The following is a 521-nucleotide window of genomic DNA, read 5'->3' as shown; positions in this document are numbered from 1 at the left end:
CGCCCGTTCAATGTGGTGGAGGCGAACAGTTCGTTGCGGTCGGTGTCTTCGGCGGGTGGGGTGGTGCCGCCGTAGAGGTCGTGCAAGCGGGTGATGGCTGCGCGTAGGGGGCCGGTGCGGGCTTCGGGTCCGGTCGCGGCTGTGATCAGTGCTGCTCGAGCCATGTCGCGGCCCTCGGGTGGGAGGTCGTGGGGTGGGGTTTCGGCGAAGGCGAGGATGAGGGCGGCATGGTCGATGGACATGACGCCGGTGTTGACGGCGTCGGCGATGTCGGGGAAGTTCTTCAGTCCGCGGGCGAGGGCGAGAATTTTGTTGGCTTTGCCTGGCGTGAGCAGGGTGGTGGAGGTGAGCCAGCCGGCGGGGCCGGGGAAGCCGAGTTTCTCGCGGGTGACGCGGGTGTCGATCTCGGCGACGAGGGCGATGCGGCGGGCTTCGAGCAACTGGATCTGGTGGGAGACCGCGGCGGCGTCGGCGAGGAGTTGGTCCTCGCTCAGTTGCCAGATCTCCGTCGTCATGACCCA

At 67.9% G+C, this 521-nt stretch carries 1 protein-coding gene; it reads right to left on the bottom strand.

Going from position 1 to position 521, the window contains the following annotated elements; translation table 11 throughout:
- Nucleotides 1-521 (bottom strand): DUF222 domain-containing protein (locus ACOQFP_RS00015; protein WP_421583070.1); only part of this gene is annotated, 521 nt, incomplete at both ends.

Source organism: Rhodococcus sp. MALMAid1271 (genome assembly GCF_049195265.1).
In the GTDB taxonomy this organism is placed as follows: Bacteria; Actinomycetota; Actinomycetes; order Mycobacteriales; family Mycobacteriaceae; genus Rhodococcoides.
Note: the sequence above shows the minus strand (reverse complement) of the source record. Positions and strands in the feature narration are given on the sequence as shown.